Source organism: Kitasatospora cineracea, from assembly GCF_003751605.1.
Lineage (GTDB): Bacteria > Actinomycetota > Actinomycetes > Streptomycetales > Streptomycetaceae > Kitasatospora > Kitasatospora cineracea.
Map to the genome: position 1 here is coordinate 5,062,126 of NZ_RJVJ01000001.1, position 21,396 is coordinate 5,083,521.

A 21,396-nucleotide genomic window follows, 5' to 3' on the forward strand; every position below is an offset into this window, starting at 1 on the left:
GGGCGCGCCGTGCGTCTGCGGGGCGCCCGCCCCGGCCGGGCCGGCGCACCGCCCCGGTGGCGATGTGCCGGTCCCGCGCGGGTCCGTCCGGAGAGTGACGTGGATCACAGTTAAATTATTCCTTCGCGACGGTATCGTTTTTTCAGGCCCTCACGGGACGGCGACCTCTGGAAGGACACGACGTGAACCGGCGCCTGGCACGACACGGAATCCCTCAGCTGATGGCATCGGTGGCCGTCTACCTGCACCGGTGCACCGGGCTCGGCGAAGTCACGCTCGGATCGGGGCGGTCGACGCTCAAGCCGGCGCCCGGACTGAGCTTCCGGGAGGTGGTGGCACAGCTGGGCGACGGACAACTCCGCTACACGTTCGAGGAGTTGCTCCAGGACCTGGAACTCGCCGAGGGCGACGGCGCGGACGGCCCCGAGCGGGTGGCCCGGCTGGAGCGGTTACTGGAGAGCCTGACCGCGCGCCCCGACGCCCCCGTCGGCCGGGCCGGGTGGCTCTCGCCGCAGGAGCTGACGCTGCTGGAGGAGGCCAACGCGACCGCGCACCCCGTACCGGCGACCACGCTCGTCGACCTGGTCGAGGCGCAGGCGTCGCGCACCCCGGAAGCCGAGGCGGTGCGCTGCGCCGAGCAGAGCCTGGACTTCGCCGGGCTGAACGAGCGGGCGGACCGGATCGCCCGACTGCTGGCCGCGCGCGGGGCCGGCCCGGGGCGGACGGTGGCGGTCGCGCTGCCGCGCTCGACGGAGCTGGTCGTCGCCCTGCTCGGCGTGCTCAAGTCCGGTGCCGCGTACGTCCCGTTGGACCTGGACCACCCGGCGGGCCGGCTCGCGGCGGTGCTGGCCGACACCGGGCCCGCCGCCGTCCTCACCGACCGCGCCGGCGCCGCGGTGCTCGGAACGGCGGGCGCCGGTCCCGCCCTGCTGCGGCTCGACGACGCCGCAGTCACGGCCGAACTCGCCGAACCGACCGGTACGGCTCCGTCCGGCGCCGAGCCCGGCGCGGGCGTGCGGCCGCGTCCGCACGACGCGGCCTACGTCATCCACACCTCGGGCACCACCGGCCGCCCCAAGGGCGTGGTGGTCTCGCACGCCGCCATCTGCAACCGGCTGCTGTGGATGCGGCACGCCTACCGGATCGACGGGCACGACCGGATCCTGCACAAGACCCCGTTCGGCTTCGACGTGTCCGTCTGGGAGCTGTTCCTGCCGCTGATCAGCGGCGCCGCCCTGGTCTGCGCCGAACCGGGCGGCCACCAGGACCCCGGCTACCTCGCCGCGCTGATCCGCCGGGAGCGGATCACCACCGCGCACTTCGTGCCCTCGATGCTGCAAATCTGCGTGCAGGACCCGGAGCCCTGGCAGGGCACCGGACTGCGGCGGATCATCTGCAGCGGCGAGGCGCTGCCGACCGCGCTGGCCGCCCGGGCCGCCGAACTGACCGGGGCGCAGGTGCACAACCTGTACGGACCGACCGAGGCCGCCGTGGACGTCACGGCGTGGGCCCACTCCGCGGCGGACACCACCGCGACCGTGCCGATCGGCCACCCGGTCTGGAACACCCGCACCCACGTGCTGGACGCCGCACTGCGCCCGGTGCCGCCAGGCGCCACCGGGGAGCTGTACGTGGCCGGCGACCAGCTCGCCGACGGGTACCTGGGGCAGCCCGCCCTGACCGCGCAACGCTTCGTCGCCGACCCCTACGGCCCGCCCGGCACCCTGATGTACCGCACCGGCGACCTGGTGCGCCGACTGCCCGGCGGCGAACTGGAGTTCATCGGCCGCGCGGACCAGCAGATCAAGCTGCGCGGGGTCCGGATCGAACCGGCCGGGATCGAGGCGGCACTGCTGGCCCACCCGCAGGTGCGGGCGGCCGCCGTGCTCCTGCGCGAGGACCGCCCGGGCCACCCCTACCTCGCCGCCTACGTGGTGCCGGACCCGGGCGCCGAGCCCGACCCCGGGCGGTGGCGCGCGCACCTGGAGGAGTCGCTGCCCGCCGCGATGGTGCCCGGCGCGTTCGTCGCGCTCGACCGGCTGCCGACCACGGTCAACGGCAAGCTGGACCGCTCGGCCCTGCCCGCCCCCGCCGCGCCGGGCACGGGCCGCGGCGAGAGCCCGCGCACCGCCCGTCAGGCCCTGCTGTGCGAGCTGTTCGAGCAGGTGCTGGGAACACCCGGCGTCGGCCCGCAGGACAGCTTCCTCGAACTCGGCGGGCACTCGCTGAGCGCGGCCCGCCTGTCCGCCCTGGTGCGCGCGGCCGTCGGCGTCGAACTGTCGATCCGCGAGCTGTACGCGCACCCCACGCCCGCCGCACTCGCCGAGCGCCTGGAACACGCGCCGACCGCCCGGCCACCGCTGCTCCCGGGGCCCCGCCCGGCGCAGGTCCCGCTCTCCGCGGCGCAGGCGAGCCTCTGGTTCCTGGACCGGCTGGAGGGCGCGGCACCGACCTACAACATGCCGCTGGTGCTGCGGCCCCGCCGGCCGCTGGACCTCGCCGCACTGCGCTCCGCGCTCGCCGACCTGACCGACCGGCACGAACCGCTGCGCACCCGGCTGACCACCGTCGACGGCACGCCCGTCCAGCAGATCGCCGCGCCCGGCACCGTCCGGCCCGACCTGCGGGTGGTGGACTGCCCGGCGGCGGAGATCGAGGCCCACCTCACGGCTGCCGCGCACCACCGGTTCGACCTGCACGACGACACCCCGCTGTGGGCCGCGGTGTACGGGAGCACCCCCGGCGAGCAGGCGGTGGCCCTGGTGCTGCACCACGTCGCCGGTGACGGCTGGTCGCTGCGGCCGCTGGCGCGGGACCTGTCCACCGCGTACGCCGCGCGACTGGCCGGCCGCGCGCCGGACTGGACGCAGCCGGCGGTCCAGTACGCCGACTACGCGCTGTGGCAGCGCGAGCTGCTCGCCGACCGGGCGCCCGGGAGCTTGACGGTCCGTCAGATTGCCTTCTGGAAGCAGGCGTTGGCCGGACTGCCGGAGCGGACGGAGCTGCCCTTCGCCCGTCCGCGCGGCAGCTCCGCCACGGCCGGGCCGGGCGGCCGAGCCAGGCAGGCCAGGCAGGCCGGGCAGGCCGAGCAGGCCGGGCAGGCCGAGCAGGCCGGGCAGGTCGGGCAGGTCGGGCAGGTCGGGCAGGGCGGCAACCGCACGGTCCGGCTCGACGCCCGGCTGCACGGCGGGCTGCAGCGCCTCGCCGACGAGAGCGGGGCCAGCCTGTTCATGGTGCTGCACGCCGCCCTGGCCGCGCTGCTCACCCGCTGCGGCGCCGGGACCGACATCCCGATCGGCACCCCGGTCGCCGCCCGCAGCGACACCGCCCTGGATGACCTGATCGGCCACTTCGCCAACACGCTGGTGCTGCGCACCGACACCTCCGGCGACCCGGAGTTCCGCGAGCTGCTGGCCCGGGTCAAGGCGGCGGACCTGGCCGCGTACGACCACCAGGACCTCCCGTTCGAGCTGCTGGTCGCCGAGCTGAACCCGAACCGGGACGCGGACCGGCACCCGCTGTTCCAGGTGATGCTGGCGCTGCAGAACAACGCCGACGCCGAACTGCGCCTCGACGGGGAGGCGCTGCGGCTGGAGCTGCGGCACACCGCGACGGCGAAGTTCGACCTGCTCGTCAACGCCGTCGAGCGACACGGCGCGGACGGGCGGCCGGCGGGCATCGAGGTCCGGGTGGACTACCGCACCGACCTGTTCGACGCGGACCGCGCGGACCGGCTGGTCGCGGCCTGGCACGAACTGCTGGACACCGTCGCCGCCGACCCGGCCCGACGCCTCGGCGAACTGCCCGCGCCGCCCGCGCTCCCCGCCGCGCAGCCGGAGGCGGACGCCGGGACGCGCCGGGAGCACCTGGTGCGCGCCCAGGACGGCATCCGCGACTGCGTCGCGCTGCCCGCGCCGCCGACCGGCGCCTCGACCGACGGCTCGGCAGGGCCGGATGCCCCGGTCGTGCTGGCCGTGCCCGACCGGGACGGCGCGGCGCGCCGGGCGGCCGAAGCGGTGCGGCCGGCCCGGGTGGTCGCCGTCTCGGACCTGCCGCGCACCCCGCAGGGCACCGTGGACCTGGCGGCGCTGCGCGAACTGCCGCTGCTGGACGAGCAGTCGGCGGACGCCTGGGAGCGCGAACTCGCCGCGCTGCCCGGCGTGCTGTCCGCGACCGTCGCGCTGGAGCCGGACCGGCCGCAGCCCGGCGTGCTGCAGCTCACCACCAGCGCCGCGACCGCCGACCGCGCGCAGCCGGCCGACCGGGCACGGCAGCCGCAGCCGGCCGCCGGGCCCGCCTCGCTCAGCGTCGGCCCGCCGCTGCCCGACCCCGGCGTGGCCACCCTGGCCGAGGCGCTGCTGCGGGCCACCGGGGCCGGGCCGCAGGCCGAGGTGGTGCACGTGCGCGAGGACGGCTCGCAGGTCCGGGTCGGCTACGCGCAGATGCTCGCCCAGGCCACCCGCGTCCTGGGCGGGCTGCGCAGCCGCGGCCTGGTGCCCGGGGACGCCGTGATCCTCCAGTGCGACGACAACGAGGACTTCCTGGCCGCGCTCTGGGGCTGCATCCTGGGCGGGTTCGTCACGGTGCCGCTGACCGTGCCGCCGTCGTACGCCACCGCGTCGGCCGCCCGCGCCAAGCTGGAGGGCGTGCACGGCATGCTCGGCCGCCCCTGGGTGGTCACCTGCGCCCGGCACGAGGACGCGCTGCGCGAGGTGCTGAGCGCGGACGGGGCGGACAGCGCGGACGTTACTGGCAGGGCGGACGGTACTGGCGGGGCGGACGGTACTGGCGGCGCGGCAGCGCCGAGGGTCGTCTCCGTCGCGGCCCTGCGCACCGCCGCGGCCGACACCGACTACCACCCGGCGCAGCCCGAGGACACCGTGCTGATGCTGCTGACCTCCGGCAGCACCGGACTGCCCAAGGCCGTCCGGCTCAGCCACCGCAACGTCCTGACCCGCTCGGCCGCCACCGCCGCGGTCAACTCGCTGACCGGCGAGGACGTCTCGCTGAACTGGATCCCGCTGGACCACGTCACCGGCGTGGTGATGTTCCACCTGCGCGACGTGTTCCTGGGCTGCCGGCAGGTGCACGCGCCCACCGCCTGGGTGCTGGCCGACCCGCTGCGCTGGCTCGACCTCGCCGACCGGCACCGCGCCACCGTCAGCTGGGCGCCCAACTTCGCCTTCGGCCTGGTCGCCGAGCACGCGGCCGCGATGGCGGACCGCAGCTGGGACCTGTCGCCGCTGCGCCTGCTCACCAACGCCGGTGAGGTGGTGGTCGCCGCCACCGCGCGCCGCTTCCTGAAACTGCTGGCGCCGTACGGGCTGCCGCAGAGCGCGATGCACCCGGGCTGGGGGATGTCCGAGACCTCCTCGGTGGTCACCGACTCCGAGCTGCCCGCGGTCCCCACCGGGGCCGAGGGCGCGGTGGTCAGCTGCGGCCTGCCCTACCCCGGGTTCGCCATGCGGGTGGTGGACGAGCAGGACCGGGTCGTGCCGGAGGGCACGGCCGGACGGCTGCAGGTCCGCGGCACCTCGATCACCTGCGGGTACCACGACAACCCGGAGCAGAACGCCGAGGCGTTCGACGCCGAAGGCTGGTTCGAGACCGGCGACCTGGCCTACCTGCTGGGCGGCGAACTGTTCCTGACCGGCCGGGCCAAGGACGTCATCATCATCAACGGCGTCAACCACTACAGCCACGAGATCGAGGCGGTCGCCGAAGAACTCCCGTTCGTGGAGCGCTCGTTCACCGCCGCCTGCGCCGTGCGCAGCGACCCGGCGGCGAGCACCGACGCACTCGCGCTCTTCGTCCACCTCGCTCCGGGACAGGACGAGGCGACGGCGCTGCGCGAGCTGCGCGGCAAGGTGACCAGGGAGACCGGGGTCAGCCCCTCCTACCTGCTGCCGGTCACGGCGGACGAGATCCCGAAGACCGAGATCGGCAAGATCCAGCGCACCCTGCTGCGCCGCCGCTTCGAGGCGGGCGAGTTCGACGGGACGATCAACCGGGTCGAACGCCTGCTCGGGACCGCGGACACCGTGCCGGACTGGTTCCTGCGCCCGGTCTGGCAGTGCACCCAGGCCGGCCCCGCCGAGCCGCGGCCGCTCGGCAGCGTGCTCGTCGTGGCCGGGGGAGCTGACGCCGGACCGGCCCGCACGCTCGCCGCGGAGCTGGCGGAGCAGGTGCGGGCGGACGGCGGCCTGTGCACCGTGGTGTCCTGGGCCGACGGCCCGGTCCGGCGCAGCGCCGCGGACCACGGCCTGCGCCCCGACGCCACCGAGGACTGGAACGCACTGCTGGCACAGCTGGCGGCGGACGGGCGGGCCCCGGAGGCCGTCGTGCACCTGGGCGCCCTCGACGCGGACCGGGAGCCGACCGACCCGGCCGCCCTGCACCGGGCCCAGCGCGGCGGCGCCGACAGCCTGCTGTGCCTCGTCAAGGCACTGGCCGAGCGGGCCGAGCGGGCCGGGCAGGGCGGGCCGGCCGGGCCGCACCGCCCGGTCACCGTGCAACTGGTGACCGCCGGGGGCTGGGCGGTCCGGGAGGGCGAGCAGCCCGGGTTCGCGCACGCCACGGCGGGCGGCCTGCTGAAGAGCCTGACGGCCGAACTACCGTGGCTGACCGGCAGTCAGGTCGACCTGGAGACGGGCAACGCGTCGGGCAACGCGTCGGGCAACGAGCTGGACGGCGCTTCGGCCCGGCTCCTGCTCGCGGAGCTGCGAACCGCCGCGACCGGTGCCGGCACCGACAGCGAGGTCGCGTTCCGCGGCGGCCGGCGCTGGGTGCGCCGACTGGCGCCGGTGGACGGGCCGCTGCCGCCGGTCCCCGCCCGGCTGCCCGGCGCACCGGACGGCTTCCAGGTGATCAGCGGTGGTCTCGGCGGGCTGTCCGGCGTGATCGCCGAGCACCTGCTGGCCACCCCGGGCGCCCGACTGCTGCTGTTGGGCCGGACCGTGCTGCCCGCGGAGGACGAGTGGGACGCGCAGATCGCGGCCGGCTCCGAGCTCGGCCGCCGGCTGGCCACCTACCGCCGGCTGCGCGAACTCGGCGAGGTCCGCTACCGGGCCACCGACGTGACGGACGAGGCGCAGGTCCGGTCGGCTCTCGCGCAGGCGGCCGAGGACTGGGGCGTGCCGCTCGCCTCGGTCCTCCACCTGGCCGGGCGGTTCGACCAGCGCCCGGCGGTGGAGTACACCGTCGCCGAGTGGCGGGCGGCGCTGGCCGCCAAGGTCACCGGCGGCTGGGTGCTCGCCCGGGCGGCCGCCGAGCAGCCCGGCGCGGCGTTCGTCGCGTTCTCCTCCGTCAACGGGTTCTTCGGCGGAGCGTTCAGCGGCGCCTACTCGGCCGCGAACGCCTTCCTCGACGCGCTGGCCGGGCACCAGCGGCTCGCCGGACGCGTCGACGCCCGCAGCCTGGCCTGGAGCCGCTGGGACGAGCTGGGGATGAGCCGCGGCACCGGCCTGGCCGCCCTGACCGAGGCCCGCGGCTACCGGACAGTGCGCCCGGCCGACGGCCTGCGGAGCCTCCGGGCCGCGCTCGTCCTGGACGAGCCGCACCTGCTGATCGGCGCGGACCGCGGTGCGCCCTGGGTGGGCAGCCGGGTGGTCGCCCCGGCCCGCCCGCTGCACCGGCTCGCGGCCGAGGTCGCGCTGGCCGGGGGCACCGACCTCGGAGCCCTGCACGCCGCCGCGGCGAGCGCGGCCGAGCGGGTCGGCGCCGGGGACCGCTGGGTGCTGCGCACGCCCGGAACGCAGTCGGCGCAGCCCCCCGGGGACGCCGGGACCGCCGGACAGGCCGGCCCGGCGTCGGCCCCGGCCCGCCGCGACCGGGACCGCGACCGGCAGCGCGCGCTGGAGCAGGAGCTGGCCGCGATCTGGGGCCGGGTGCTCGGCACCGACCGGGTCGGCGTGCTGGACAACTTCTTCGACCTGGGCGGCAGTTCGCTGCTGCTGGCCAAGGTGCAGGCACTGGTCAACGCCCGGTTCGGCAGCGAGCTCACGGTCGTCGACCTGTTCGGCCACCCCACGGTGCGCGCGCTCGCCGCCCACCTGGCCGCCGTCGGCCGCCCGGCCGCGGAGCGGCCCGGGACCGCCGGGAGCGCCGGGAGCGCGGAGAACGGCGAGCCACCGACCACCGAGCCTCCGACCACCGAGCCTCCGACGACCCCGGGCCGCCGCGCCCGCGACCGGGCCGCCCGCCGGGCCGCCGGCCTCACCCGCCGCCCGCTCGCCACCGAAGGGAACGTACGTGTCTGAGCACACCGTCCGCACCGAAGAGGCGGGCGACTTCGAGATCGCCGTCGTCGGCCTGGCCGCCCGGATGCCCGGCGCCGCCACCGCGGCCGAGTTCTGGAACCTGCTCGCGGAGGGCCGGGAGGCCGCCCGGACGATCAGCGACGAGGAGTTCCTGGCCGCGGGCGGTGATCCGGCCGACCTCGACGACCCCTCCCTGGTCCGCCGGGTCTCGATGGTCGACGGCTTCGACCGGTTCGACGCCGAGTTCTTCGGCTTCAGCCCGGCCGACGCCGAACTCCTCGACCCGCAGCAGCGGTTGCTGCTGGAGAGCGCCTACCACGCGCTGGAGGACGCGGGCTACCCGGTGCTGCCCGAGGAGCAGGTGGTGGGCGTGTACGCGGGAGCGGACGACAGCCACTACTACCCGGCCCACGTCCACCCGCTGTTCGCCGGCCGCCCCTCCTCGATCGAGGCGACGCACGCCGCGATCAGCAACTCGCTGGGCTCGCTCGCCACCCGGATCTCCTACGAACTCGGCCTGACCGGGCCCAGCATGACCGTCCAGACCACCTGTTCCACCGGGCTGGTGGCGATCCACACCGCCTGCCAGGAACTGCTCGGGCTGCGCTGCGACCTCGCGGTGGCCGCCGCCGCGAGCATCAACCCGGCCGGCCTGCTCGGCTACCGGTACGTGCCGGACGGGCCGTTCTCCCCGGACGGCCGGGTCCGCGCCTTCGACGCGGACGCCCGGGGCACCGCCGACGGGAGCGGGGTGGGCGTGGTCGTCCTCAAGCGGCTCGCCGACGCGCTGGCCGACGGCGACCGGATCCGGGCCGTCATCAAGGGCTCGGCGGTCAACAACGACGGCCGCCGCAAGGTGGGGTTCACCGCGCCGAGCGTCGAGGGGCAGCTGGAGGTGATCCTGGAGGCGCAGGCCGTCGCCGGGGTCGACGCGGATTCGATCGGCTACGTGGAGGCGCACGGCACCGGCACCGCGATCGGCGACCCGATCGAGGTCGCCGCGCTGACCGGGGCGTTCCGCGAGAGCACCGACCGCCGGCAGTACTGCGCGCTCGGGTCGGCGAAGACCAACATCGGCCACCTGGGCGCGGCCGCCGGGATGGCGGGCTTCATCAAGACCGTACTGGCCCTGGAGCACCGGGCGATCCCGCCGAACCTGCACTTCGAGCGGCCGAACCCGCTGATCGACTTCGCGGCGAGCCCGTTCCGGGTGCCCACCTCACTGGAGCCGTGGGAGTGCGACGGCGGGCCGCGCCGCGCCGCCGTCAGCGCGTTCGGCGTCGGCGGGACCAACGCGCACGTGGTGCTGGAGGAGGCCCCCGAGCCGCCGCGGCCCGAGGCCCCGAACCGCCCCGGCCCGGGACCGGCGCGGAGGACGGGCACTGGCGGGTGCTGCCGCTGTCGGCCCGCACCCCCGGCGCGCTGCGCCGGATCGGCGAGCAGCTGGCCGACCGGCTCGCCCGGGACCCCGCGCTGGCGCTCGGCGACGTGGCCCACACGCTGCGCGCCCACCGCCCCCAACTGCCCTACCGGGCCGCGGTGGTGGCCTCCCGCACCGAGGACGCCGCGCGGCTGCTGGCCGGCCCGCTGCCGTCGTCCGACCGGGTGCAGCCCGGCCGGGTGCCCCCGGTCGCGTTCCTGCTGCCCGGCGGCGGCACCCAGTACGTCGGCATGGGCGCCGACCTCTACCGGGACGTGCCGGTCTACCGCGCCGCGATCGACGCCTGCGCCGGGATCCTGCGGCCGCACCTGGGCCACGACCTGCGCGACGACCTGTACCGGCACACCGAACCCGGCAGCGCGGAGGCCTTCCTCTCGCTGGTCGCCACCCAGTACGCGCTGGCCCGCACGCTGACGGCCCACGGCGTGCAGCCCGACGCCTTCCTCGGGCACTCGCTCGGCGAGTACACGGCGGCGTGCCTGGCCGGGGTGCTGTCACTGGAGGAGATGCTGCCGCTGGTCGCCACCCGGCTCCGGCTCATCATCGCCGCCGGCGGCGCGACCACCAGCGTGGCGCTCGGCGAGCCGGAACTGCGCGGCTACCTGACCGAGGAGCTGTCGCTGGCCGCCGTCAACGGCCCCCACGCCTGCACGGTGGCCGGCCGGACGGCCGCGGTCGCCGAACTGGAGGCCAAGCTGACCGCCGACGCCGTGACGTACCGCCGGCTGCGGATGCCGGCCGCCGCCCACTCGCTGGTGCTCGACCCGGTGCTGGAGTCCTTCGCGACCGCCCTGGACGGCGTCACGCTGCACCGGCCGCACACGCCGTACGTCACCAACGTCACCGGCGACTGGATCACCGACGACCAGGCCGTCGACCGCCGGCACTGGATCGCCCACACCCGCCGCACCGTGCGGTTCGCCGACGGTGTCGCGCGCCTGTGGCAGCGGGACGCCCCGCTGCTGGTGGAGGTCGGCCCCGGACAGGTGCTGGGAACGCTGGCACAGACCGTGCTGGACGACCCGGCGGCGGTGGCCGTGGCGACCATGCGGCACGCCAGGGCGGAGCGCCCGGACGGCCAGGTGCTCGCCGAGACGCTCGGGCGGCTGTGGAGCGCCGGGGTGCCGGTCGACCTGGCGGGCTGGGAGGGCGGCGGCCGCCGGGTGCCGCTGCCGGCCTACCCGTTCGAGCGCCGGCGGCACTGGATCCCCGCGGCCCGGGCGGCCGCCGCCCCGACCGCGACGACCTGCCCGACGGCCGACCGGCCAGACGAGCCGGACGAGCCGGACCAGCCCGGCCGGCCGCTGCCGGGCCGCACCCCCCGCCCGCTGCTCGCCGCCGCCTACCTCGCGCCGCGGACCGACCTGGAGCGTGCGGTGACCGCGCACTGGGAGGAGGTCCTCAAGGTGGCCGGGATCGGGATCGAGGACAACTTCTTCGACCTCGGCGGCGACTCGATGCGGGCCGTCCTGCTCACCAGCCGCCTGCGCGGCGCCGGCGTGCTGGACGTCCCCGTCACCCGGCTGCTGGCCGCCCCCACGGTCCGCGCCCTGGTCGCGCAGGCCCGGCCCGCCGACCCGGACGGCGCGTTCGCTCCCGTGCTGGCACTGCGCGCCGACGGCAGCCGCCGCCCGCTGTTCTGCGTGCACCCCAGCATCGGGACCGCCTGGTGCTACACCGCGCTGCTGCCCCGGCTCGGGCCCGACCAGCCGGTGTACGGGCTGCAGGCGCGCGGGCTGGACGGCCGCGAACCGGTGGCCGAGGACGCCGCCGCGATGGTCGCGGACTGCCTCGCCCGGGTGCGCGCCGTCCAGCCGCACGGCCCGTACCGCCTGCTCGGCGGCTCCTACGGCGGCGTCGTGGCGCACGCGGTGGCCACCGAACTGCGGCGCGGGGGCGAGCAGGTGGAGCTGCTGGCGATGATGGACACCCCGCTGCCCGAGACCCTGGCGGCGCTCGCGGTGCCCGACCAGGAGGAAGCCGAGCGGCTGGTGGCGGCGATCCTCGGCGGGGACGGCTCCGGGCTGCCCGTCGGCGCCGAGGAGGCGCGGGCGATGGCCCGGGTCTTCGCCAACAACCTGGCGGTCTCCGGCGGCTTCGCGCTCCGGGAGTTCGACGGCGAGCTGCTGTTCTTCACCGCCGCCGGCCCGGGCGCCGTCCCCGAGGGCCTGCCCGAGTCCGCGCGGGCGGCGGACGCGCAGCCGCTGGCCGAGGCCTGGCGCCGGTACGCCCCCGCGGCCGTGCGGGACCACCGACTGCCGTGCGGCCACTACGAGATGACCCGCCCCGAACACATCGCCCGGGTCGGCGAGGTACTGGCCGCCGCGCTCGCCCGCCTCGACGGACCCCACCGCCCCGACGCCCCCCACCACTCCGACGACCACGACAGCTCCGACCGGAAGGACTGACCGTGCCGAACCCCTTCGAGCCACCGGACGACCCCGCCGAGCCCTCGCACCTGGTCCTGACCAACGCCGCCGGCCGGCAGAGCCTGTGGCCGGTCTTCGCCGAGGTACCGGACGGCTGGACCGTCGGCTTCCCGGCCCACACGCACCACGCCTGCACCGCCCACCTGGAGGGAGACCCGCGATGACCAAGGAACTGTACGAACTCGGTGACGCCCCGCCGCTGGGCGAGTGGCCCAAGCGGATGTACGCCTCGGTGATCCGCCCCGAGCGCTACGGCCGCCCCGCCGACGCGTTCCGCACCGAGGTGGTGGACACCCCGCAGCCCGGCCGCGGCCAGGTGCTGATCAAGGTGATGGCCGCCGGCATCAACTACAACAACGTCTGGGCCGCGCTGGGCAAGCCGGTCGACGTGGTCGCCGCCCGCCAACGCCGGGGCGACCTCGACCCCTTCCACGTCGGCGGCTCGGACGGCGCCGGCGTGGTGTGGGCGGTCGGCGAGGACGTCCGCACGCTCAAGCCGGGCGACGAGGTGGTGGTGCTCGGCAACCAGTGGGACGAGCGCGCCGAGGACATCCGGCTGGGCGCCGATCCGGCCACCTCCGCCTCGCAGTCGGTCTGGGGCTACGAGGAGAACTTCGGCTCCTTCGCGCAGTTCGCGGTCGCCGACGAGTACATGTGCCACCCCAAGCCGCGCCGGCTCTCCTGGGCCGGGGCCGCCTGCTACATGGTCACCGCGGCCACCGCGTACCGGCAGCTGTTCGGCTGGCAGCCCAACACCGTGAGCCCCGGCGACCCGGTGCTGATCTGGGGCGGGGCCGGCGGGCTCGGCTGCATAGCGATCCAACTGGTGCGCTGGGCCGGGGGAGTGCCGATCGCGGTGGTCTCCAGCGAGGAACGCGGCGAGGAGTGCATCCGGCTCGGCGCCAAGGGCTACATCGACCGCCGCGAGTTCGACCACTGGGGGCGGCTGCCGAACACCGACGACCAGGCGGCGATGGACCGCTGGCTGGCCGGCGCCCGCGCGTTCGGCCGCCGGTTCTGGGAGGTGCTCGGCGAACGCCGGGCCCCGCGGATCGTCCTGGAGCACTCGGGCGCGGACACCATCCCCACCTCGATGTACCTGTGCGACAACGCCGGCATGGTGGTCATCTGCGGCGGCAGCACGGGCTACAACGGCGACGTCGACCTGCGCTTCCTGTGGATGCGGCAGAAGCGCCTGCAGGGCTCGCACGCCGCCAACGCCCGGCAGGCCCGCGAGATCACCGAGCTGATCGACCGCGGCATCGTGGACCCCTGCCTGTCCCTGGTCCTCGACTTCGACGAGATCGGCGCGGCCCACCAACTGCTGCACGACAACCGGCAGCCCCCGGGCAACCTCGCGGTCCTGGTCGGCGCCCGCCACCCGGACGAGGGCGCGCAGGCGTGACGAGGGCAGCCCCTCCCGGCGGCACTCCGCCCGCCGGGAGGGGCTGCCGCCCGCCCGGGCGGCCTCGGAAGCCGCGGGGGAGCGTGCGGACGGCCTCCGGTCGAACCCGGACGACGGGCCGGCCCGGAGGCACTCCCGTACCCCCGGGTCAGCCCAGGTCACCGGGCCGTCGGGCGGTGCGGGTGGATCAGGTGGCGGCGGGCGTCGCGGCTCCGGCGCTGCCGTCCTTGCCGCCCGTGGCCGCGGCGCCCTGCGGGGCGAGGGCCAGCCGGAGGAGTTCGGTGTTGTGGGGCTGCAGCCAGTAGGTGTCCTGGCCGAACTGCACGGACGAGGTGTAGCCGAGGCGGGCCTGGGCGGCGTTCTGCTGTTCGCGGCCCGGACGGAAGGCCGGGACCGCCGGGGTGATCGGTCGGGTCCCGGCGTTCTTGCCCCGGCCGTGCCAGGCGACGGCCGTGCCGCCGTCGGGGGTGCGCTCCAGCAGCAGGTAGCCCAGGCTCTGGCTGCCGTCGCGGACACCGTAGGCGACCATGCACAGCCGCACCCCGGCGGCGAGGCGGGCGGCGTCGCCCTGCGGCGTCCGCGCCCGGGCCAGGGCGGTGCCCGCCACCAGCTTGGCCGCCCAGCCCCGGTAGACGGCCGAGGTGCTCTCCGCCCCCGCGACGCCGGGCTGGTAGGCGGTCGGCAGCAGCGCCTTGACCAGGCTCTCCAGCACGTACCAGACGACCAGGCCCAGCAGGCCCAGGGCCGGGCCCCCGATCGCCGCACCGGCGAAGACCAGCGTCAGGGCCACTGCCAGCGACACGATCAGATGCACCATCAGACGGGCGTTCATGCTCTCCCTCGTACGTTCTGCAAGGCGGGCCGTTCGTACGGACCCAGGCGTCCGGGGCGGGCGCCGAGGAGTCAGGGTAGGGGAGCGGTCCAGGCCGTCCGCCGCCGGGGTGGGAGCGGTCGTCGGGACCCGTGGACGCGCCGGGTCAACCGATCGTCAGCTGCCACCTGGTCTCTCCGTCGTGCGACCGGTCGGTGGGGGTGAGCCCGGCCGCGGTGGCGACGGCGGCGGACGCCCGGTGGTCGGGGTGGACGTGGGCGGTGACCGTGTGCACCGGGTGCCGTCGGAGCCAGGCGACGAGACCTCGGGCGGCTTCGGCGGCGATGCCGCGTCGCTGCCAGGAGGTGCCCGTCACCCAGGCGATCTCCGCAGCGGCTCCGCGGTCGTCGGCGGTGACCGTCGCCTGGACGTAGCCGACCAGGCAGGCGGCGCCGCGGAGCCGGACGACCCAGTTGCACCAGGACTCACCGGGATCCGGTGAGCCGGCCACCAGGCGTTCGTAGCGGCTGCGCAGCTCCCGGGCGCTGTCCGGGGCACCACCGATGAAGGTGTGCAGGCCCGGGTCGGACAGCACCGCGGCCATCTCGTCGGCGTGCTCGACCCGCAGGGGAAGCAGGTCCAGCCGGTCGGTGCGGACGGTTTCGGCTCTGAGGGTGATCACACTGCCTCCTGGTCGGAACGTCCGACGAGTATGCCGCCTCCGTCGGCGCGTCGATCGGTTCGAGTGGCGGGTGGGGCGGAGTCGCGGGAGACCGTAGGAGAGCGCTCTCCCATATGGGTGTTATTGCGCCCCCGCCGGTCCGAAGCCGCAGGAGGAAGGCCAATTCGACTCTCGAAGGGGAAACCGCCTGGTCGCCCAGGTGATGCACCTGTCGCATCACCCCGGTTTTCCGCAGGTCGGCTGCAGTCGTCGGCATTTCACCCCTTCGGGCATGACTCCGCCTCGGCATCCCCGCCCCCGGCTGCACGGACCTTTCGCTGAGTCCATCTTGTGTAGGGCGAAGGAACGGCGTGAGGTCGGCATGCGCGGAATGTCCATTTCCGTGATCGAATACCGGTTCCTGGCATACCGATTGATGACCATTGTTTCGGAACTTGTTCGCTTCATTGACGCGGGCGCAACAGCGGCGCAATCATCACGGCATGAGAGAGCGCTCTCTCATTCATGCCCACTCCAGGAGAGATGCTGTGACAGGTAGCCCCCCACATCGCGCCCTCGCCGCACCGCCCCGCCCCCTGGTCCTCGCGTTCGTCGCCGTCCTGATCGCGACCCTCGCGCTCGCCGTGAACCAGGCCGCCCCCGCCCGCGCCGAGGGCACCCTGCTGTCGCAGGGGAAGACCGCCACCGCCTCCTCCACCGAGAACGGCGGCACCCCGGCCTCCGCCGCGGTCGACGGCAACGCCGGCACCCGCTGGTCCTCGGCCGCCGCCGACCCCCAGTGGCTCCAGGTCGACCTCGGCGCCACGGACACCATCACCTCCGTCGCCCTCACCTGGGAGGCCGCGTACGCCAAGGCGTACCGGATCCAGACGTCCAACGACGGCACCACCTGGACGGACGTCTACACGACCACGACCGGGCAGGGCGGCTCCGAGACCCTGGCCGTGAACGGCACCGGCCGCTACGTCCGCGTCCTCGGCACCCAGCGCGCCACCCAGTACGGCTACTCGCTCTGGGAGTTCCAGGTCTACGGCACGGCAGGCACCGGCACCGGTACCGGCACCTGCTCGACCACCAACGCCGCCCTGAACAAGGCCGCCACCGCCTCCTCCACCGAGAACGGCGGCACCCCGGCCTCCGCCGCGGTCGACGGCAACGCCGGCACCCGCTGGTCCTCGGCCGCCGCCGACCCGCAGTGGCTCCAGGTCGACCTGGGCTCCTCGCAGAACGTCTGCGGCGTCCAGCTGTCCTGGGAGGCCGCGTACGCCAAGGCGTACCAGATCCAGGTCTCGGCGGACGGCGCCACCTGGAGCACCGTCTACTCGACGGCCGACGGCCGTGGCGCGACCGAACTGATCACCCTGTCCGGCACCGGCCGCTACGTCCGCGTCCTCGGCACCCAGCGCGCCACCCAGTACGGCTACTCCCTCTGGGAGTTCCAGGTCTTCACCGGCGGCGGGGGCGGCAACCCGGGCGGCGGGAAGACCCTGCTCTCGTACGGCAAGCCCGGCACCGCCTCGACCTCCCAGGACAGCGGCAACTGCCCGGGCTGCGCGCCGGCCAAGGCGTTCGACGAGGACCCGGCGACCCGCTGGGCGACCAGTGACACCAACGGCTGGGTCGACCCGGGCTGGATCGCCGTCGACCTCGGCGCGACCGCGCACGTCACCCAGGTGGTGCTGCAGTGGGACCCGGCGTACGCCAAGGCGTACCAGATCCAGGTCTCGCCGGACGGCAGCAACTGGACCAGCGTCTACTCCACCACCGAGGGCAAGGGCTTCAAGGAGACCGTCGACGTCGACGGCACCGGCCGGTACGTGCGGATGTACGGCACCCAGCGCGCCACCCCGTACGGCTACTCGCTGTGGACCTTCGACGTGTACGGCACCGGCGGCAGCCCCACCCCTCCGCCCGCCCTCCCGCCGAACCCGGCCAACCCGCCGCGCCTGGTGTGGAGCGACGAGTTCAACGGCGCCGCGAACACCAAGCCGGACCCGGCCAAGTGGACCCAGGACCCGGGCAACGGCCAGAACGGCGAACTGGAGCTCTACACCAACGGCGACAACACCAACCTGGACGGCAACGGCAACCTCGTCATCGAGGCCCGCAAGGAGGCCAACGGCCAGTACACCTCCGGCCGGATCAATACCCACGGCCACCTCGACTTCACCTACGGGCACGTCGAGGCCCGGATCAAGGTCAGCGGCACCCAGGGCCTGTGGCCCGCGTTCTGGATGCTCGGCTCGAACTTCAAGTCCGGTACGCCGTGGCCGAACTGCGGTGAGATCGACATCATGGAGCACGTCGGCAAGGTCGCGGACTCGGTGTACTCCACCCTGCACGCCCCGGCCTACAACGGCGCAGGCGGCTACGGCTCGCCGTACACCCTCGCCGGGTCGGACTTCGCCTCCGACTTCCACACCTACGCCGTCGACTGGGACTCCACCCACATGACGTTCGCGGTGGACGGCCACAACTTCTTCACCGTCGACCGCTCGACGCTGGAGCAGACCCGCGGCCCCTGGGTGTACGACCACCCCTTCTACATCATCCTCAACAACGCCGTCGGCGGTGACTGGCCCGGCAACCCCGACGCCACCACCGTCCTGCCGCAGAAGATGATCGTCGACTACGTCCGCGTCTCGCAGTGACCACGGGCTCCGGGACCGGCCGGTCCGGTCCCGGAGCCCCTCCCCGCTCCCACCCCCACCCCCCACCTCCGCGCCCCGAGCCGTCGGCCGGGGCGCCCTTCCGCCGACTGGAGCCGTCGTGCGCCGTCCTCATCTGCGAACCGCCCTGGCCGGGCCACTCGCCGCCCTCCTGGTGGCCGGGGCCCTGGCCACCCTCGGCAGCCCGGCGGCGAGCGCCGCCGACCAGCCGTGGACCAATGCCGCCCAGACCCCCGAACAGCGCGCCGACGAACTGCTCGCCGCGATGACCCAGGCCGAGAAGCTGACCATGCTGCACGGCGGGCCGTCCTGCGGCTACGCGGGCTGCATTCCGGCCAACACCCGCCTCGGCATCCCCGCACTGCACTTCCAGGACGGCCCGGTGGGCGCCGGCGACGGCCTGACCGGCGTGACGCAGCTGGCCGCCCCGGTGTCCGGCGCGGCCAGCTGGGACCCGGACCTGATGCGCGCCTACGGCCAGGTGCTCGGCGCCGAGCAGTGGGGCAAGGGCACCAACGTGGTGCTGGCCCCGACGGTCAACATCGTCCGGGACCCGCGCTGGGGCCGGGCCTTCGAGTCGTTCGGCGAGGACCCGTACCTGGCCGGGCAGATCGGCGCCGCCGACATCGCGGGCATCCAGAGCCAGGGCCCGATGGCGCAGGTGAAGCACTTCGCGGTCTACAACCAGGAGACCAACCGCAACTCGACCGCCGACAACGCGGTGGTCTCCGACCGGGCCGAACGGGAGATCTACCTGCCGGCGTTCGAGGCCGCCGTCCAGCAGGGCGTCGACTCCGCGATGTGCTCGTACTCGTCCGTCAACGGCGCCTTCGCCTGCGAGAACGGGCCGCTGCTGAACGGCGTCCTCAAGGGCGACCTCGGCTTCAAGGGCTTCGTCACCGCCGACTGGGGCGCCACCCACTCCACCGTCGCCTCGGCCAACAACGGCCTGGACGTGGAGATGCCGGGCAGCGACTACTACGGCACCGCGCTGACCAACGCCGTCAACGCGGGCCAGGTGTCGCAGGCCACGATCGACGACCACGTCCGCCGGGTGCTGGTGCCGATGTTCCGCCGCGGCCTGTTCGACCACCCGCAGAACGGCAACCGGGACGCGGTCGTCACGACCGCCGCGAACGCCGCCGTCGCGCAGCGGGTCGCCGAGGAGGGCAGCGTCCTGCTGAAGAACGACGCCGCGGTGCTGCCCGTGGCGCCCTCGGTCAAGTCGATCGCGGTGATCGGCGACGACGCCGGGGCGGGCGTGATGACCCAGGGCGGCGGCAGCGCCGCCGTCAACGCCCCGCACGTGGTGACGCCCTACCAGGGCGTCAAGGCCCGCGCCGGGGCCGGCACGACGGTGACCTTCGCCCAGGGCGGCCCGTCCGCCGACGGCTCGCTGCCGCCGGTGCCGTCCAGCGCGCTCAAGCCGTCCAGCGGCACCGGCACCGGCCTGTACGGCGAGTACCACAACAGCACCGACCTGTCCGGCCCGGTCGTGGCGAGCCGCGTCGACGCGGCCGTCGACGCGGTCTGGGGCGGCCAGTCGCCCGCCGCCGGGGTCAACGCCACCAACTGGTCGGCGAAGTGGACCGGCACGCTGACCCCGCCCACCAGCGGCAGCTACCAGTTCTCGCTGAACAGCGACGACGGCAGCCGCCTGCTCGTCAACGGCCAGCAGGTCATCAACAACTGGTACAACCAGGGCCCCACCACCCGCACCGGCAGCATCACCCTGACCGCCGGCCAGCCGGTCAGCATCGAGGTCGACTACTACCAGGCCGGCGGCGGCAGCAACGCCACCCTCGGCTGGTCGGTGCCCGGCCAGAGCGCCCACGACCAGGCCGTCGCGGCCGCCCGCGACTCCCAACTGGCGCTCGTCTTCGTCAGCGACTTCCAGTCCGAGGGCTCCGACCTGCGCGACATCGACCTGTCCGCCGCACAGAACCAGCTCGTCGCGGACGTCGCCGCCGTCAACCCGCACACCGTCGTGGTCGTCAACAGCGGCTCCGCCGTCACCATGCCCTGGGCGGACTCGGTGCAGGGCATCGTCGAGAACTGGTACCCCGGCCAGGAGGCGGGCACCGCGATCGCCGCGCTGCTCTACGGCGACGTCAACTTCTCCGGCAAGCTCCCCGTGACCTTCCCGAAGTCGCTCGCCGACGTGCCCGCCGCGAGCACCGCGCAGTGGCCCGGCCAGAACGGCAGCGTCCAGTACTCCGAGGGCGTCGACGTCGGCTACCGCTGGTACGACGCCAAGAACAAGCAGCCGCTGTACCCCTTCGGCCACGGCCTCTCCTACACCACCTTCGGCTACTCCGGCCTGACCGTCTCCGCCCCCGACGCCGCGGGCAACGTCGCCGTCGGCTTCGACGTCACCAACACCGGCACCCGGGCCGGCTCCGAGGTCGCCCAGGTGTACGTCGGCCAGCCCGCCACCAGCGGCGAACCGCCGAAGAACCTGCGCGGCTTCCGGAAGGTCACCCTCGACCCCGGCCAGAGCCAGCACGTCACCCTGACCCTGGACGCCCGCAGCTTCCAGTACTGGAACGGGAGTTGGACCACCGCGACCGGCACCCACACCGTCTCGGTCGGCTCCTCCTCCCGCGACCTGCGCCTGACCGGGCAGACCACCGTCACCGGCGGCACGGGCGGCACCGGAGGCGGTCTGACCCTGCTGCCGCGCACGGGCTGGTCGGCGTCGGCGTCCGCGACGGGCGGGGGTGACGTGCCCGCCAACATGCTGGACGGGTCGGCGGGTTCGCGCTGGTCGTCGGGCACGCCGATGGCGTCGGGCCAGTCGGTGACGGTGGACACGGGCGCGGTGCGGCCGCTGGCGCGGATCACCATGGACTCGGCCGGCAGTGCGTCCGACTACGCCCGCGGCTACCAGGTGTTCCTGTCCTCGGACGGCGTGACCTGGGGCTCCGCGGTGGCCTCCGGCAGCGGTACCGGCGCCCTCGTGACGGTCGACTTCCCGGCGCAGAGCGCCCGGTACGTGAAGGTCGTGCAGACCGGCACGTCCAGCTCGTGGTGGTCGATCGCCGAGTTCAACGCCTACACCTCCGGCGGCGCGGTCAGCGTCCTGCCGCGCACGGGCTGGTCGGCGTCGGCGTCCGCGACGGGCGGGGGTGACGTGGCGGCCAACATGTTGGACGGGTCGGCGGGTTCGCGCTGGTCGTCGGGCACGCCGATGGCGTCGGGCCAGTCGGTGACGGTGGACACGGGCGCGGTGCGGCCGCTGGCGCGGATCACGATGGACTCGGCCGGCAGTGCGTCCGACTACGCCCGCGGCTACCAGGTGTTCCTGTCCTCGGACGGCGTGACCTGGGGCTCCGCGGTGGCCTCCGGCAGCGGTACCAGAGCCCTCGTGACGGTCGACTTCCCGGCGCAGAGCGCCCGGTACGTGAAGGTCGTGCAGACCGGGACGTCCAGCTCGTGGTGGTCGATCGCCGAGTTCAACGCCTACGGCTGAGCCGGGCCGCCCGCTACGTGTCTCCGCCCGCGTCCGACACCCGGACGCGGGCGGAGGCATGCCGGGGAGCCGCTCACCGACGGATCCCTCCGGCGGCCTGCGCGGGGATACCCTGCCGGTCTTGGCCGGGCAGGACCCTCGTCGGTCCGGGCGAGCGGTCCGGCGTCCACGTTCGGCGTCCACGTCCGGCGGGTTCCCGAGCCGCCCGCACGGTGTACGGGTGCCACGC

At 74.9% G+C, this 21,396-nt stretch carries 8 protein-coding genes and 1 pseudogene; 7 read left to right on the forward strand and 2 right to left on the reverse strand.

Annotation, left to right across the window (positions count from 1 at the left end; translation table 11 throughout):
• Nucleotides 1-221 precede the first annotated feature (221 nt).
• The 5 genes and pseudogenes from EDD39_RS23005 (at nucleotide 222) to ccrA (ending at nucleotide 13,533) form a co-directional block, all read left to right on the forward strand.
• Nucleotides 222-8,258 (forward strand): non-ribosomal peptide synthetase, encoded by an 8,037-nt coding sequence (locus tag EDD39_RS23005; RefSeq protein WP_123558860.1) that lies wholly within the window; start codon nucleotides 222-224, stop codon nucleotides 8,256-8,258.
• Between the two features lie 64 nt (nucleotides 8,259-8,322).
• A pseudogene (locus EDD39_RS41190) lies at nucleotides 8,323-9,546 on the forward strand (beta-ketoacyl [acyl carrier protein] synthase domain-containing protein); the annotation flags it as partial.
• A 101-nt stretch (nucleotides 9,547-9,647) separates the two neighbouring features.
• Nucleotides 9,648-12,107: an acyltransferase domain-containing protein gene (locus tag EDD39_RS41195; RefSeq protein ID WP_244256933.1), complete on the forward strand. Its 2,460-nt coding sequence runs from the start codon at nucleotides 9,648-9,650 to the stop codon at nucleotides 12,105-12,107.
• 2 nt (nucleotides 12,108-12,109) lie between these two features.
• Nucleotides 12,110-12,292: an MbtH family NRPS accessory protein gene (locus EDD39_RS39750; RefSeq protein WP_162870089.1), complete on the forward strand. Its 183-nt coding sequence runs from the start codon at nucleotides 12,110-12,112 to the stop codon at nucleotides 12,290-12,292.
• Entirely contained in the window at nucleotides 12,289-13,533 is a 1,245-nt protein-coding gene (gene ccrA, locus EDD39_RS23020; RefSeq protein WP_123558864.1) for a crotonyl-CoA carboxylase/reductase, read from the forward strand. The genes EDD39_RS39750 and ccrA overlap by 4 nt, the downstream gene beginning before the upstream one ends.
• 187 nt (nucleotides 13,534-13,720) lie before the next feature.
• On the opposite strand, the gene EDD39_RS23025 is transcribed toward ccrA, so the two are convergent.
• Both EDD39_RS23025 and EDD39_RS23030 read right to left on the reverse strand, forming a co-directional pair.
• The gene (locus EDD39_RS23025) at nucleotides 13,721-14,365 is read right to left on the reverse strand and encodes a hypothetical protein (RefSeq protein ID WP_123558866.1); all 645 of its coding nucleotides are present in this window, start codon (nucleotides 14,363-14,365) and stop codon (nucleotides 13,721-13,723) included.
• A 145-nt stretch (nucleotides 14,366-14,510) separates the two neighbouring features.
• The gene (locus EDD39_RS23030) at nucleotides 14,511-15,026 is read right to left on the reverse strand and encodes a GNAT family N-acetyltransferase (RefSeq protein ID WP_123558868.1); all 516 of its coding nucleotides are present in this window, start codon (nucleotides 15,024-15,026) and stop codon (nucleotides 14,511-14,513) included.
• 575 nt (nucleotides 15,027-15,601) lie between these two features.
• Here EDD39_RS23030 and EDD39_RS23035 point away from each other — a divergent pair.
• Together EDD39_RS23035 and EDD39_RS23040 are read left to right on the forward strand one after the other, a co-directional pair.
• The gene (locus EDD39_RS23035; protein ID WP_425269759.1) at nucleotides 15,602-17,677 is read left to right on the forward strand and encodes a discoidin domain-containing protein; all 2,076 of its coding nucleotides are present in this window, start codon (nucleotides 15,602-15,604) and stop codon (nucleotides 17,675-17,677) included.
• A gap of 118 nt (nucleotides 17,678-17,795) precedes the next feature.
• Nucleotides 17,796-21,167, forward strand: a complete 3,372-nt coding sequence (locus tag EDD39_RS23040; protein ID WP_123558872.1) for a beta-glucosidase — start codon at nucleotides 17,796-17,798, stop codon at nucleotides 21,165-21,167.
• Nucleotides 21,168-21,396 lie beyond the last annotated feature (229 nt).

What these genes read in the sequence shown, in the direction of transcription:
- EDD39_RS23025 (WP_123558866.1), bottom strand. Translation starts at nt 14,365, where the DNA reads ATGAACGCCCGTCTGATGGTGCATCTGATCGTGTCGCTGGCAGTGGCC.
- EDD39_RS23005 (WP_123558860.1), top strand. Translation starts at nt 222, where the DNA reads ATGGCATCGGTGGCCGTCTACCTGCACCGGTGCACCGGGCTCGGCGAA.
- ccrA (WP_123558864.1), top strand. Translation starts at nt 12,289, where the DNA reads ATGACCAAGGAACTGTACGAACTCGGTGACGCCCCGCCGCTGGGCGAG.